This window comes from Shewanella acanthi, assembly GCF_019457475.1.
GTDB classification, from domain to species: domain Bacteria; phylum Pseudomonadota; class Gammaproteobacteria; order Enterobacterales; family Shewanellaceae; genus Shewanella; species Shewanella acanthi.
Genome location: NZ_CP080413.1, coordinates 3571737 through 3586552 on the forward strand (window position 1 = coordinate 3571737; position 14816 = coordinate 3586552).

The following is a 14816-nucleotide window of genomic DNA, read 5'->3' on the forward strand; positions in this document are numbered from 1 at the left end:
TTCAGATTAAGAAACTGATAAACATGCAGTTAATAACCTTTTAACCTATTAATGAAAGCCAAGAGTTGGCACAAGCGAGGAGTGGACAGCAGAAAAACAAAAAGCGCCCGATGGGCGCTTTGAGAGGATTAAGCTGTGATTATTTTGGTCTTACACCTAAGGTGTGGCAAATCGCGTAGGTCAGTTCGGCGCGGTTTAAGGTATAGAAGTGGAAGTCCTTCACCCCTTCACGTGATAACACTTTCACCATATCAATTGCCACATTAGCACCCACCAACTGGCGAGTACCCGCATCGTTTTCTAAGCCTTCAAACTGCTTATGTAACCAGCTTGGCAGACTCACGTTAGTCATACCCGCAAAGCGCTTAAGTTGGGTAAAGTTAGTCACAGGCAAAATACCTGGTACGATTTCAACATCGATACCCGCTGCCACACAGCGGTCACGGAAACGCAGGTAAGATTCCACATCGAAGAAGAACTGCGTAATCGCACGGCTGGCACCCGCATCAATCTTACGCTTAAGGTTAATCAAATCCGCCTGGGCATTGGCCGCCTCAGGGTGAACTTCAGGGTATGCGGCAACCGAAATATCAAAATCGGCAACCGAGCGTAACAGGCGCACTAAGTCGGCGGCGAAACGTGTTGGTCTTGGGCTACCTGCAGGTAAGTCACCGCGCAGGGCAACAATGTCGCGAATACCTGAATTCCAATAGTGTTTGGCTAATTCTAGTAATTCTTCATCACTGGCATCGACTAAGGTCAGGTGCGGCGCAGCCACTAGATTAGTTTCTTGCTGAATGCGCTCAATCACGCCGTGGGTACGGTCACGTACGCCCGAGTTGGCACCATAGGTGACCGACACGAACTTAGGGTTCAGCGGCTCTAAACGGCGAATCGAGTTCCAGAGGATCTGTTCCATTTCAGGGGTTGATGGCGGAAAAAACTCAAAGGAAACATTAATATCGCCATTAAGCTCAGACAGACTCTGGTTCAGCGAATGTGAATGTTGTGCGTGATGAAAAGCCATGGGTATTTTCCTCAACCGCCCGAGTGCGAGACCAATTCGCCCTGGGTACGACGTAAATTATGACAGTGGTATTGCTGTGATGATTTCTCAAATGGACGTTTGGACGTCTATATGTCCATATACTAGAGAAACTGAGACTTAAGTCAAGCCAAAAAATGCCCATTTGGCGCAATTTCTTGGATCCATGTTGTGTCGTTAATTTTAACCAACAAAAAAGGACTCAATTGAGTCCTTCTCGTGGGGAATTACAGCGCTGATTTCTGCTCTGATAACTACACTGATTGCTGTGCTTACTCCTGCAGCAGATCGCGGCAGATATGGGTCAAGTCAGATTGCACCGCCGCGGCCGTTACTTCACGTCCCGCACCTGGGCCACGGATGATCAGCGGATTGCCCTGATAAAAAGCAGAGCGGATCACAAACACGTTATCCCCTGGGGTTAAATTTGCGTAAGGGTGGCTGACATCAATCCACTGTAAACCCACCTCGGCCTTAAGCTCGCCATTGCTGTTATCTAAGGCCGCCACATAACGTAACACCTTATTTTGCTCGGCAGCGGCGCCGAATTGTTGCAGTAAGTCCTCATCCATTTCTTGAATGCGCGCCAAGAACTGCTCCAGCGGAATATCGGCCAAGTGCGCTGGCACTAATGAGCGCAGCTCAATATCCTCAAGCTCTAATTCCAGACCGATTTCACGGGCAAGAATGAGTAACTTACGCTGCATATCACGGCCAGAGAGGTCATCGCGTGGATCAGGTTCGGTAATGCCAAGGCCACGGGCTTCGATAACTAATTCAGAGAATGGCTTACTGGTATCGTATTTCTCGAATAACCAACACAGGGTGCCGGAGAAAATCCCGCCCACAGCTTCAACCGTGTCGCCACTGTTACGCAGATCGTTAAGCGCATGTTGGATAGGTAAACCCGCACCGCAGCTAGCGTTATAGCGCCAGAACAAACGGCGATAGCCTAATTGTTCCTTAAGCTCACGGTAGAATGGCAGCGGACCCGAACCCGCCAACTTGTTGGCACTCACCACATGGATACCGCGCTCAAATAGCTCAGGATATTGCAGAGTTAAACTGGCGCTGGCGCTGATATCCAATGCAATCAGCTCATCACAGTTAAGCTGCTCTAATTGCTCGAATAGGTGCTCGTATTGCCAAGGGGTCGCTTCGGTTTCAAACTCACTCTGCCAGTTATCTAAATCGATGCCCGAGGTTTTGATCAGCGCCTTGCTCGAACTCACTAATCCTAACAGTTCGACACGCGCCTCTAACTCTTGATTAAGGGATGGCGAAACCGATTTAAACAAATTCACCCAAGCTTCACCAATATTCCCTACGCCCAGCAGCAATACGCCAATGCGTTTGCGAGGACCGGCGCAGCGTCGGTGTACCTTTTGGGTCAGCAGATTAACCTGTGACTGTGGCACTAAGGTCACCAGACTCAAATCACCGCTGAATAATGGCTTAGCATCGCGGCTTAATAGGCGGGCGAAACTACGGCGGTAGTGCTCGGCATCGGCGCTTACCAAAGCAACGAGGCCAAGCTCAGTATTAATTTGTTGCTCGCTAATGCCTAAAGCTTTGGCCTCGGCATCCAGCAGAATTTGCACTTGTTTTTGATTCTCGCGGGTATAGGCAAGCTCAACGCGTTGATGGGCCGATACCCAATGGGCCAGCGGTGTTAACCCCACAGCGCTTAATTGCTCAAGTAGGCTGGCTAGGTTCTCCGTCGTCTCAAGCTTAAAGCCAAAGACCACCACTTCATTTAGGTTGGTCACAACCGGCGCACTAGCCGATGAGCTGTGCGGCGCAATCAGGGTAAAATCTGTGTGTGAGGCGTAGCTTGAACGCACCGCCAGACTCACCTCGGTATTAAATAATGGTTGTAAGGTGCGCGAATGCAGCACGGGCGAGCCTAAACGTGCTAAACGGTCAGCCTCGGCTAATGACATACTCTTAAGCAGTTTGGCATCGGGGATTTTATTCGGGTCGGCGTTAAATACGCCTTCTACGTCGGTCCAAATGGTCACGCGCTCGATATCGGCAAGGCTAGCAATGAGACTCGCGCTAAAGTCAGAACCGTTACGGCCGAGTAGCAGAGTATCACCACGATCGTTGGCGCAAATAAAACCTGTGATCACTAAACGCTCATTAGGGTGAGCGGCTAATAACGCTTGCACCTTAGCGCGGGATTCTTCGATGCGGATTTGCGGCACAGAGGCTTCATCGGCTACGAGAATCGAGCAGGCATCCACATGGCTTGCGGCCACGCCCGATTCACGCAGCAGCGCTGCCATGAGACGTGCAGACCAACGCTCACCAAAGCTCACGACGTGGTTAACTTGATAATCGTTGCGACTATCTAAGGATAACAGGCTAATTAACTGCGCCTTGTCGGTCGCTAAGCGCTCACGTAACAGGCGTGCCTGGTCGTTCGATAATAACTGTTCAATCAGCCCCTGTTGGTAGCTAATGAGAACCTGCAATTCTTCCTGCCATAGCTGGTTAGTATCACGCAGTGACAGTAATTTATAGAGGAAATTGGTCGTCTTACCCGCAGCCGACACCACCACTAAGTCGTCGCTGTGGCCGTGGGTCAATAGGATATGGGCGACGCGGCGATAACAATCGGCATCGGCTAAGCTGGAACCACCAAATTTATGTAAGTGACAACGTACCATCTTGTAATCCTCTACTAACATGCCGCTACGGCGGCCAATCCTGCTTGAATATCTGCAACTAGGTCGTCGGCATCTTCAATCCCAACCGACAGACGCAATAAGGTGTCTTTGATGCCTGCCTCAAAACGCGCCTGTGGTTCCATCGCTCTATGGGTCATAGTTGCAGGCACCGCCACCAAGCTTTCAACGCCCCCTAAACTCTCTGCCACGCAAAACAAACTTAAGGCATCTAAGAAGGCAACCACTTCGGCTTCACCGCCCTTTAACTCGAAACTCAGCATAGCGCCAAAGCCCTTCTGCTGCTTAGCGGCAATGGCATGACCTGGATGGTCGGCAAGGCCGGGGTAGTATACTTTGCTCACTACTGGACTGTTGCTTAACACCTCAACGATTCGCTGGGCGTTAGCTTGATGTTCACGGATACGCACAGCCAAAGTGCGAAGGCCGCGCAGGGTTTGATAACTATCGAATGCCGAGCCTGTTAAACCTAGGGTATTTGACCACCAGTGCAGGGTCTCGCCAATCTGGGGATCCTTTGCAATCACAGCGCCGCCAACCACATCGCTGTGACCATTAATGTATTTCGTGGTCGAGTGAATAACGATATCGGCACCGAGCAATAGCGGTTGCTGCAAAATCGGCGACAGGAATGTGTTATCGACCACCACTAATGCGCCAATGGCATGGCTCGCCTTAGCGATGGCTTCAATATCGACCACCCGCAGCAGTGGGTTCGATGGGGTTTCAATCCACACCATCTTAGGTTGCGCCGCAATGGCTTGCTCTAGCGCTTTGCTGTCGGTTTGATCAACCACCAGTAATTTGAACTGACCTTTCTTGGCAAGGTTAGTAAATAAACGGTAGGAACCGCCGTAACAATCGTGGGGCACAACTAATAAATCGTTCGGGCCTAATAAGCTCGTCACTAAGGTAATCGCCGCCATGCCAGTGCAAGTCACCACACCGGTGGCGCCCTTCTCTAACTTAGCTAAGGCTTCCCCTAAAATATTACGCGTTGGGTTACCCGAACGGCTGTAATCGAATTCGCGGGGATTTTTATGACCGTCGAAGGAGTAATTAGTCGACAGATAGATTGGCGGAACAACGGCACCATATTGCGTATCGCTTTCGATACCCTGACGCACGGCCACTGTGGCTAATTGACGCTCGGTCATAGGGAACTCCTAAGTTCAAAGAGATGTCTGGACGTCTAAATGTACCTAAGGCCAACCCCAGCGTCAATAGGCGTTAAGACGTTTAGACGTCTAAACATAAAGAAATCTGATTGCAATCATCCAGAAATAGTAGCAATAATTTGACTGTTAACTGTAAGGGGTTAAAATCTGCCCCGAATTTAGCGTTATAACAGGTGAGTCAATGACTGAATGGAATGGGGAATACATCAGCCCCTATGCTGAACACGGCAAGAAGAATGAACAAGTAAAAAAAATTACTGTGTCTATTCCGCTTAAGGTACTGAAAGTACTAACGGATGAGCGTACCCGTCGTCAGGTGAACAATTTACGCCACGCGACGAACAGCGAGCTACTGTGTGAAGCGTTTTTACATGCCTACACTGGTCAGCCTCTGCCTAATGACGCCGATCTATCTAAGGACAGCCCCGATAGCATTCCTGCCGAAGCCAAGCGCTTAATGGATGAGATGGGTATTGAATGGGAAGACATGGAATAACGGCGTGTAGCCTTAATCCTGCTGTTTTCACATTTATCCAACGGATTAGCTCAACGCTACGCGTCTGGATTGGTTGGATATCATAGGGATCGTTTGCCAGTGTTGAAACTGGCTGAAGTAACGGTCCCTTTTTCTTGACTTGGATCCCTAATGTTTGCCGTGATTGATCCCCAGACGCTTGTACTTGCTTCTGTTATCGTCTTTTTTGGCGCCCTGACCCAAAGCCTAATCGGGTTTGGCCTCGCCGTGGTCGCAAGTCCACTGCTGTATATTGTCGACCCCGAACTGGTTCCAGCGCCTGTGATTGCCATGGGGTTTTCAATCGCGCTACTCACCCTGCTGCGTGAGCGTGGTCATCTAGAATTCAACGGTTTGCAATATGCACTGCTTGGCCGTGTGCCCGGCGGCTTAATTGGCGCCAGCCTGCTGTTGTTTGCACCGCAGCCGATTCTTGGCCTTGCCATCGCCCTGATTGTGGCCATTGCCGTGGTATTTAGCCTGTATAAATTTACTCTTCCAGTGAATAAGGCGACGCTCTTCGGTGCTGGTGTGGTCTCGGGGATTTTCGGTAATATTGCCGCCATTGGTGGACCGCCGATGGCGATTCTCTTAGCGGGTAAAGATGCCTCTAAATTTCGTGCGGCGTTGTCGGCCTTCTTTATTTTCAGCTCGGCTATCGCGCTGGCGATTCTGGGGGTAACGGGGTTACTGGAACTTAAACACCTTTGGCTATCGCTCATGCTGCTGCCTTCAGTGTTATTTGGTTATGTGGTCGCGGGTAAACTGGTTAACCGCGTCGATAAGCAAAAGACCAAGATAGGAACGCTGATCCTTTGCTCCATCAGCGCCATAGTATTAACGGTTAAGTCAATTTTCGCACTGATTTAGGGTCTAGAATCAGACCCGCACTCAAGCTTAAACCAATTCTATATCGAGACCATTCAGTAAGCGGATGGCTTCTTCACGGCTAAACTTAGCGCCTTTGATTTTATTGCTGAAAATATCGATATCGTAGTCGGTCGCGTCGGTAAAATCCGCATCAATTAACTCAGTGCGGCCAAACAGGCTGTGGCCAAAATCGGTGCCACTGAAATCGGCGCGGTGAAAGCGGCCGTCGCGAAAATCCACATCTTGGGCGCGGCAGCTTTGCATCACCATTTCATCGAGTTTAAGCCCCATAAAGGAACTGTCGCTCACAATACTCGCCCTGAAAATCAGCGGCGAAGCAAAGGTTAATGGTGGCCAACTGGCGCGAGTCCAATCTATGCCCACCAGCTTACATTCATCAAATTCCACCCCGCTGAACTGACTTAAGGACAGCTCGAGCAGGCTCAGGTTGCAACCGATAAAACGACAATCGCTGAACTTACATTTACGCCACTGCGCCGCGCTGAAGTTACAGTCGTGAAATTCGCACTCTTCGAACTCCAATCCATGCCACTGCATATCGGTTTCGTTAAGGTTGCTAAATTGCTGGGCATAAAAATGGCTGCCCTGTTTGGCGGCCATTTGCATGATGGACGGCTGCATGGTTGACGATTGTTGCACCCATAACTCCTTATTTGAGAACCCTTGAAGCCCCATTTGACTGAGCTAATCTCAATGCCTGCTATCGAAGGCATCAGTGTTAATACCCAAAGGGTAACATTGCCTATATTTGCCTGAACAGTACCCTCCCTCTTTGCCGGGATTTTATCCCGCAATCTTAGCTAAGCTCCACAGAGTGCAAATAAGCATACAAATAGCCGTGGTAAATTTTGTCAATCTAGGTAGAATGTCGCTACTTTTTCGCGGCAGGCTAGAACAAGGTTCTCTCGGAATAATGGTTAGTATTTTCGAGCAATATGGTACGGGACACTCCCGTTTTATTAGACCACTTCTATTGTGGTGCCTACCTTGTTCTGCGTTTTATTCCCAAGCTTCATCCCCCCGTTCTTTGCTCCACTTTTTGCTATCAGGCTCGCCCGAGAAAACCGCTTTTGCTCCACCCGCTTTCGATAAAACATCATTCACCAATACCTTTTTATCAATATCATCCAAGCTATTGGCAAATAATAAAAAAGTGGCAATAACGCAAACATTCAACATAAGAATGGCCTTATCGCACACTTGTACTTATAACAACCTTATCCCTACACATTTAATCCAAAGGAATACTCGTCATGAGTCTTGCTGATTCCGTATTAGCCGTAAACAACGACTTACCCATCCGCACTAACAGCCCTGTTCACAGCGGTAAAGTGCGTAGCGTTTACTGGCTAACCGATGCCGACAGCCGCCGCTTAATCCAAACTAAGGGCTACAACGTGCCAGAAGATACGCCGCTTGCGATCATGGTGATCAGCGATCGTATTTCAGCCTTCGATTGTATCTTCCACGGTGAAGGCGGACTCAAGGGCATTCCAGGCAAAGGCGCGGCACTCAATGCCATTTCTAATCATTGGTTTAAGCTATTTGCCGAAAACGGTTTAGCCGACAGCCACATTTTAGATATCCCGCATCCCTTCGTTTGGATCGTGCAAAAAGCCCGTCCAATCAAGGTTGAAGCCATTTGCCGCCAATACATTACAGGTTCTATGTGGCGCGCCTACTCTAAGGGCGAGCGTGTATTCTGCGGTATCACCCTGCCAGAGGGGTTAGAGAAAGATCAAAAGCTGCCTGAGCTGCTAATCACCCCATCGACCAAGGGTATCTTAACCGGTATACCCGGCGTGCCTGAGCAGGACGATGTGAACATCAGCCGAGCCGATATCGAAGCCAACTACCAAGCCTTTGGCTTTGAAAAGCTTGAAGATATCGATCTCTACGAGAAGCTGTTAAAAGACGGCTTTAAGGTGATTTCAAAGGCGCTTAGCGACCTTGACCAAGTGTTCGTTGATACCAAGTTCGAGTTCGGTTATGTGACCGATAAGAACGGCAACTCTAAGCTTATCTACATGGATGAAGTCGGCACCCCAGATTCATCACGTATTTGGGATGGCGCTGCCTACCGCGACGGTAAAATCCTTGAAAACTCTAAGGAAGGTTTCCGTCAGTTCCTGCTTAATCACTTCCATGACGCCGACATTCTGCTGAACAAAGACAGAATGCCTGAGCGCGAAGCCCTAGCCCGTGACAATGACCTGCCATTAGAAGCCATGATGGATGTGTCACGCACTTACACTGGCATCGCCGAGAAGGTGACTGGCGCGGCAATTCCGCTACCAGCGAATCCTAAGGCAGATATTATTAAGATCCTACGCGATGAGTATGATCTGATTCTCTAACCAAGAGTTAGAATCAGGTTTGGATGGGCTGGGGAGTTTCCCCTTAACCCCAGAAGGTAGAAAAGGCGCTTAGGCGCCTTTTTTGTTTGCACAAAATTGTATTCATATTAGTCATACAAGAATACTTTGCATTAGAGCTGAGCAAGCAAAGCAATAAATAATCCAAACTTCGTTTGCTGTTTTTAAAATCAAAGTCAAAGTCGTGGGGCTTCACCCCACACCCGACCAAGGAGGACTGCTCGTCCTATCCTCCTTGGATGCTCCAAGACGCCCCTACGGAGTTGAAAGCCCCTTGGGTATTAGGCGCCCTTATGCTATCGCGTCAGACGCTCGTCCCTGATTCGACTGACGCTGTCTCGGCATCCATGCCTCGACCACGCAACGGACACCAATCCCCTGCGGCAACTCCGAGGGTGGGTGTATTCCTTTCCTACAATGTTGTTTGAAAGTTTAAATGCTATCAAGTCTATTAATGCAATCCAGATAACCAATGACAAAGCAAAGGCAATGCTCAAAAAGCAAACTCCAAAACTAGCAACATTATTCAGAACAATAAATTAGAGTAAAACCGTACTAAATACTGCTACCAAAAAATCTCAATTTCTCACAACATGATTTACAAATTTTACTTCTTATATATCAGGCACTTAGAGTCAAAAGTAGCTGGTGTTACTGCAAAGAATATTAAGCCTAATTTCTATAACTGACATGATATGCTGTGTAAGGAAAATAAATGAAAGTTCAAAATAGTGGAAATGTTGAAGGTGTGAAGATAGCTCTTGCTCTATTTTTGGGCTTAGTAATCGGGATGCTTACTTTGTATTTGTTAGGTGAAAGTAGTGATTATTCGAATTTAATTGCAGCTACGATAGGTGCTACAGTCGCGTTGATTGTTCCATTTTGGCAGACTTACGTAATACAAATATCTAAACTAGCATTGGAAGTTAATGGAATCAGCAGAAAAGTGTCTGATAAAGCAAAAGTATCACTGGATGAACATTCGGAACTTTCATATTTAAGAAAGATGAAAGAAGACGATAAGCCAAGATTTATGATAATCGATGGTGAGCCTAAAAGATCTTTGAAAGAACGCTCAGTTACTCTTGATGAACTTGAAGAACTTCTTCAAAGAGCGAAACAAGATTTAAAAGATTTCCCAGAAAAAATTGCCGATAGAAAAACCGAATTAGAGAAGATCAATTCATTTAATACAACTAGCTTTACTAGACATGAGTGCAACAAACTTAATAGAACTCTTCATCCCGAGATAGACTTCAACCAAGCAAATGTGGAGGAAACTTTAGAGCAATTTAAGCAGCACTTTGAAGAAAGGTTGGCAAATGTCAAAGAGAAGTATGATGAGCTTCAATCCTCTCTCCCCGAAATAGAGAGAAAAGTCTATCAAATAAAAAGTGATTTGATTTCAAACAACTCTTATTTTGAAATATCAGCAACTCTTATTAATTCAGGTAGACTTAACACTTCGATTAAAAAGCCAGCGCTCTTTAGGGTGTATACCGGTAAAGAAAATTACATTGACTTAAAGTTAACCTTGAATGATTTCGAAATAAAATCTGAAATTTCACCAAATTCTACAGTAGTAGGGACTCTCTCATCTGCTGATATTTCTCAACTACCAGAGGAAGATAGAAAACTAATAAATACTTACTGGGGGCAAAGTGTACAATGCAAACTTTTTGTCGAAGACGTGCAAGGAACGGCAACTGCATCAAATGCTATAGCCTTTTCAGAGGGACTCTACCAAAAAATAATATTCGATAGACTAGCTGTTGTCGCCACCAACCAAAATATGTAAAAACTGCCTCTGTCATTATTGTACTTGGAATAAGTTTGCTTTAAAGAAGACTGCAACCCTTACCTAGCCCTCAATTTAGATGGATATAGTCGGAGTACACCCACCCTCGGAGTTGCCGCGGGGCGAATTGGCAAATTGCGTGAGTCTCGCCATGGATGGCGAGCTAGCTTTCGCAGGTGCAGGGACGCATCCTTCGGAAGCGATAGCAAATTTGACTATGAGCACAAGGGGCTTTCAACTCCGAAGGGGCGTCATGGAGAATCCAAGGAGGATAGGACGAGCAGTCCTCCTTGGTCGGGTGTGGGGTGAAGCCCCACGACCTTGATTTTGACTTTGATTTGGTTTGGCTTTCGAACTAAACAGATTAAAACTTCAAACTTTCAGAATTCGCAATCTAAGAAAAAGTTGCTCCACCTTCAACAGAAGGTCAAATCTTCACACAGACAAAAATCGCATTCCCAGACTCCCCATCCCAAGGGACGATACGCTCATAATCGTGCTCGAAAATATGCACCTCAAAATACGGTGCTAACAATTCACGTAATTCCGCAAAACTGACGGCAACCATAGTATGGGCATCTTGCCATAACTCGCTCGCAGACGCGTGCATAGCAGTCTCGCCCATCGAAGCCGAAGGCTGCGCACGTTTGGCAATACTCAGATTTAACGATTGCTGCTCGCCTTCGCCGCTATAATGCCAGCCGGATTCGAAGGTGAAATGGCTGCCCTCAAACTCGGCAGTATGTTTGACCGATAGACGGTTATCGATGCAGTGTTTATCCACTGAGTTAAAACAAAAAACCCCGCCCTCGTTGAGCGCTTTGTGCACGCTGGCAATACAAGCCTTCAGGCGTTCAATGCCCGCGCTGTAATGTATGGAATAAAGAAAACAAGTGATTAAATCGACGGGCTGTTCGAGGTAGAACGCCGTCATATCCTGAAGATTAAAATGTGCCTCAGGGCAACGGCGCATGGCTAAATCGAGCATGGGCTGATTAATATCTAAACCACTGCATTGATAACCGAGATCGATAAAATGCCTAACATGGGGCCCAGTGCCGCAGGCTAAATCTAAATGGTGTTTACCGTTATTGCCCAAAAACTGATGCAGCCTATGAATACTCGCACTCTGTTGTTGGTAGTTGATATCGGCACACATCAAATCGTAGTAGCCAGATAAATCGGTATAAAGCGCGTTAGAAGTCATAGCGACCCAAGGGCAGTAGGATAAAGGCCGCGCATCATATCTCAGTTAACCACTGTGGGGAACAAACAATGCTCAAGGTGCCAAGATATGTGACCAAATAGACGATTAGAGCAAAGTAGGACAATAACGTCCGAGTCAAAGGAATACACCATCCCCTCGGAGTTGCCGCAGGGCGAATAGCGCTCTTGATTTAATAAGAGTGCGTGAGTCTCGCCATGGATGGCGAGCTAGCTTTCGCAGGGGCAGGGGCGAATGAAAATCGATGATTTTCGGGCTTATAAGCGAGAGGCATGGATTGCCAAACTGGAGTGTTTTACATGGATGTAAAACGCATCCTTCGGAAGCGATAGCAAATTTGGCGATGAGACCAAGGGGGTTTCAACTCCGCTAGGGGCGTCTTGGCTGATGTGAAAACAGTAAGCAAGGAGGATAGGACGAACAGTCCTCCTTGGTCGGCTCTCGATTTTAGAATAAGGGGGTGAAGCCCCACGACTTTAAGCTTTAGATTCAAATCGAATTTAATTCAATATGTGGGAATAGATGCCATCGCCACAGAGTAAGCTGAACAAAAGATAAAGGATCCCAACTTGGACTATTCAAGTTGATACACCACCTCAACTCTGTCCTCCACCGTAATCTCCCCATATTGATAACTCTCATTAACAGCCATGGCATCGGCCTTGGCACTAAGGCGCATCATCACAGGTTGCACGGGTCTTTGATCGTAATAACGGATTTGCCACACCTTGCCTAACTTCTCACCAAAGCCTTGTGCCAGCGACTGTGCCTTTTGCTTAGCATCGATAATCGCCGACTGACGCGCCTTAGCGACATATTCCGCTTCTTTACTGGATTTAAGGGCAATATTGTTTACTCGATTAATGCCTTCCTCTAACGCAGAATCGAGAATGGCATTAAGACGAGTTAACTCGCTAATAGTCACTGTGACTTGACGACTGGCGGTGTAACCCGTGAGTTCTGGCGCTTTATCTTGAGCGTATACATATTGCGGCTGCAGATGAAGGTTAGCGCTTTGGATTTTCGCTTTAGTAACGCCTGCGGCCGTGAGTCTGGCGATAAAGTTTGCCACTGCATTATCAGAGTCATCCTTAGCGGCCTTGGCCGTGGTCTGGGTGACGCTCACTTCGACATTGAGTTCGGCCATATCGGGCTCAAGCTTAATCTTACTCACCCCTATGGTTTCGATATGGGGAAAGCTCACCTCAGCGGCCTGCGTTTCGCTGGCAAACAAAGGCGCTAGCATAGCGCCCGAGAGTAACGCACCCATCACAGATAATTTAAAACCTTGTCCAAAACGAGAATGCTTCATGTGGTTCCTCACTCGATAAAAAATGCCTTGGGCGATGTGCTTAAGGCTGTTTGCCTTTATTAACGGGACTGTTGATAAAAAGGGTTAATTTTTCTAAAAATTTTTATCCACACAGTAAATAGGCCAATTCGTGCCGCCAGCTTTGGCATCTCGACAAAGTACCAGACTCCTGTGACAACTGGCACAAAGCGCGGCCTAGCTGTACAATTTTCAGCCAAAGACACTGTACCTTTTTATCACTTCAGGTATAATCCGCGCTCTTTTTACGGCGCTCTTTTATCAGCATCAGCGAGACACCATGACAGTTGAATCTTTTAATCCTAAGCAAACAACCACGCTTGAGACCCCAGCCAAAACCTTAGAAGCAGCAAGTACTGATTCTACTGCTACCGGGAATCGCATCGGTTTCGTGTCTTTGGGTTGCCCAAAAAACCTAGTGGACTCAGAGCGCATTCTGACCCAGCTGCGAATCGACGGCTATGAAGTCACCAACAGCTACGACAATGCCGATCTGGTGATTGTGAATACCTGTGGTTTTATCGACGCTGCGGTTGAAGAATCCTTAGATGCGGTGCGTGAAGCCCTAGAAGAAAACGGCAAAGTGATCGTCACTGGCTGTTTAGGCGCGAAAGAAAACCAAATCCGTGAAGTGCACCCAGACGTGCTCGAAATCACCGGTCCGCACAGCTACGAAGCCGTGTTAAAGCATGTGCACAAGTACGTGCCAAAACCCGAGCACAACCCATTTACCTCGTTAATCCCACAAACTGGGGTTAAATTAACGCCTAAACATTACGCTTACTTAAAGATTTCAGAGGGTTGCGACAACCGTTGTACCTTCTGCATCATCCCTGCACTGCGTGGCGATTTAGACAGCCGCCCTGCGGGTAGCGTATTAGACGAAGCCAAACGCTTAGTTGAATCAGGCGTGCAAGAAATTTTAGTCGTCAGCCAAGACACCTCTGCCTACGGTAAAGACAAGGGCGGGCGCACCGATTTCTGGAACGGTATGCCAGTTAAGCAAGACATCACCAGCCTTGCCCGCCAATTAGGCAAGATGGGTGCTTGGGTACGTTTACACTACATCTACCCATACCCATGGGTTGACGATCTGATCCCATTGATGGCCGAAGGTTTAATCCTGCCATACTTAGACATTCCAATGCAGCACGCGAGCCCTCGCATCCTGAAGATGATGAAGCGTCCAGGCCGCGTTGACCGTCAGTTAGAAGCGATTCAACGCTGGCGCGAAATCTGCCCAGATTTAGTTATCCGCTCAACCTTTATCGTTGGCTTCCCGGGGGAAACCGAAGAAGACTTCGAAATGCTACTCGATTTTCTACGTGAAGCCCGCCTCGACCGCGTTGGCTGCTTCAAGTACTCAGAAGTGGAAGGCGCAGTGGCCAACACCATCGCCGAGCTTATCAGCGAAGAAGTGAAGGAAGACAGATACCACAGATTTATGGAAGTCCAAGCAGAGATCAGCGCCGAGCGTTTAGCGCGTTTCATTGGCCGCACGATGGACATTCTGATCGATGACGTTGACGAAGAAGGCGCCATTGGCCGAAGCTTTGCCGACGCACCAGAAATCGACGGCATGGTATTTATCAACGGAGAAACCGAACTCGAACCCGGCATGTTAGTTCGCGCCGTGATAACCCACTCGGACGAGCACGATCTGTGGGCCGAGTTAGTAGACGCCGATGCAGAGGAAGACCTCGAGGCGTAAGCATTCGACGCTCTTCACGAAAAAAGCCATAAGGCAAAAATTCAATAATATCCGTTAGC

The 14816-nt window shown here is 47.8% G+C and carries 12 protein-coding genes; 5 read left to right on the top strand and 7 right to left on the bottom strand.

Annotated features, from left to right (window positions below):
- Positions 1-139: 139 nt before the first annotated feature.
- The 3 genes from metF to metB all read right to left on the bottom strand — a co-directional run bounded on the left by metF (position 140) and on the right by metB (position 4892).
- A complete protein-coding gene (gene metF, locus K0H61_RS15275) occupies positions 140-1027 on the bottom strand; it encodes a methylenetetrahydrofolate reductase (protein WP_220050336.1) in 888 nt (295 codons plus the stop codon).
- A 290-nt stretch (positions 1028-1317) separates the two neighbouring features.
- Positions 1318-3717: a bifunctional aspartate kinase/homoserine dehydrogenase II gene (locus K0H61_RS15280; RefSeq protein ID WP_220050337.1), complete on the bottom strand. Its 2400-nt coding sequence runs from the start codon at positions 3715-3717 to the stop codon at positions 1318-1320.
- A 14-nt stretch (positions 3718-3731) separates the two neighbouring features.
- Positions 3732-4892, bottom strand: coding sequence for a cystathionine gamma-synthase (metB, locus tag K0H61_RS15285; protein WP_220050338.1), 1161 nt, complete (start codon positions 4890-4892; stop codon positions 3732-3734).
- Between the two features lie 202 nt (positions 4893-5094).
- Here metB and metJ point away from each other — a divergent pair, with 202 nt between their 5' ends.
- On the top strand, positions 5095-5409 hold the full coding sequence (metJ, locus tag K0H61_RS15290; RefSeq protein ID WP_011718393.1) for a met regulon transcriptional regulator MetJ: 315 nt from the start codon (positions 5095-5097) through the stop codon (positions 5407-5409).
- 150 nt (positions 5410-5559) lie between these two features.
- Entirely contained in the window at positions 5560-6297 is a 738-nt protein-coding gene (locus K0H61_RS15295; protein ID WP_220050339.1) for a sulfite exporter TauE/SafE family protein, read from the top strand.
- Between the two features lie 27 nt (positions 6298-6324).
- Here the strand turns inward: K0H61_RS15295 and K0H61_RS15300 are convergent, their stop codons facing one another.
- Positions 6325-6939, bottom strand: coding sequence for a pentapeptide repeat-containing protein (locus K0H61_RS15300; RefSeq protein ID WP_220052761.1), 615 nt, complete (start codon positions 6937-6939; stop codon positions 6325-6327).
- Between the two features lie 378 nt (positions 6940-7317).
- Entirely contained in the window at positions 7318-7497 is a 180-nt protein-coding gene (locus tag K0H61_RS15305) for a hypothetical protein (protein WP_220050340.1), read from the bottom strand.
- A 74-nt stretch (positions 7498-7571) separates the two neighbouring features.
- On the opposite strand from K0H61_RS15305, the gene K0H61_RS15310 reads away from it, so the two are divergent.
- Both K0H61_RS15310 and K0H61_RS15315 read left to right on the top strand, forming a co-directional pair.
- Positions 7572-8675: a phosphoribosylaminoimidazolesuccinocarboxamide synthase gene (locus K0H61_RS15310; RefSeq protein WP_220050341.1), complete on the top strand. Its 1104-nt coding sequence runs from the start codon at positions 7572-7574 to the stop codon at positions 8673-8675.
- 733 nt (positions 8676-9408) lie between these two features.
- Entirely contained in the window at positions 9409-10491 is a 1083-nt protein-coding gene (locus tag K0H61_RS15315; protein WP_220050342.1) for a hypothetical protein, read from the top strand.
- A 427-nt stretch (positions 10492-10918) separates the two neighbouring features.
- Here the strand turns inward: K0H61_RS15315 and K0H61_RS15320 are convergent, their stop codons facing one another.
- The gene (locus K0H61_RS15320; RefSeq protein WP_220050343.1) at positions 10919-11698 is read right to left on the bottom strand and encodes a class I SAM-dependent DNA methyltransferase; all 780 of its coding nucleotides are present in this window, start codon (positions 11696-11698) and stop codon (positions 10919-10921) included.
- A 592-nt stretch (positions 11699-12290) separates the two neighbouring features.
- Complete coding sequence (locus K0H61_RS15325; RefSeq protein ID WP_434086622.1) at positions 12291-12986, bottom strand: oxidative stress defense protein; 696 nt, start codon at positions 12984-12986, stop codon at positions 12291-12293.
- A gap of 340 nt (positions 12987-13326) precedes the next feature.
- Between K0H61_RS15325 and rimO the strand changes: the two genes are divergently transcribed.
- Entirely contained in the window at positions 13327-14757 is a 1431-nt protein-coding gene (gene rimO, locus K0H61_RS15330; RefSeq protein WP_220050345.1) for a 30S ribosomal protein S12 methylthiotransferase RimO, read from the top strand.
- The last annotated feature ends 59 nt before the right edge of the window (positions 14758-14816 follow it).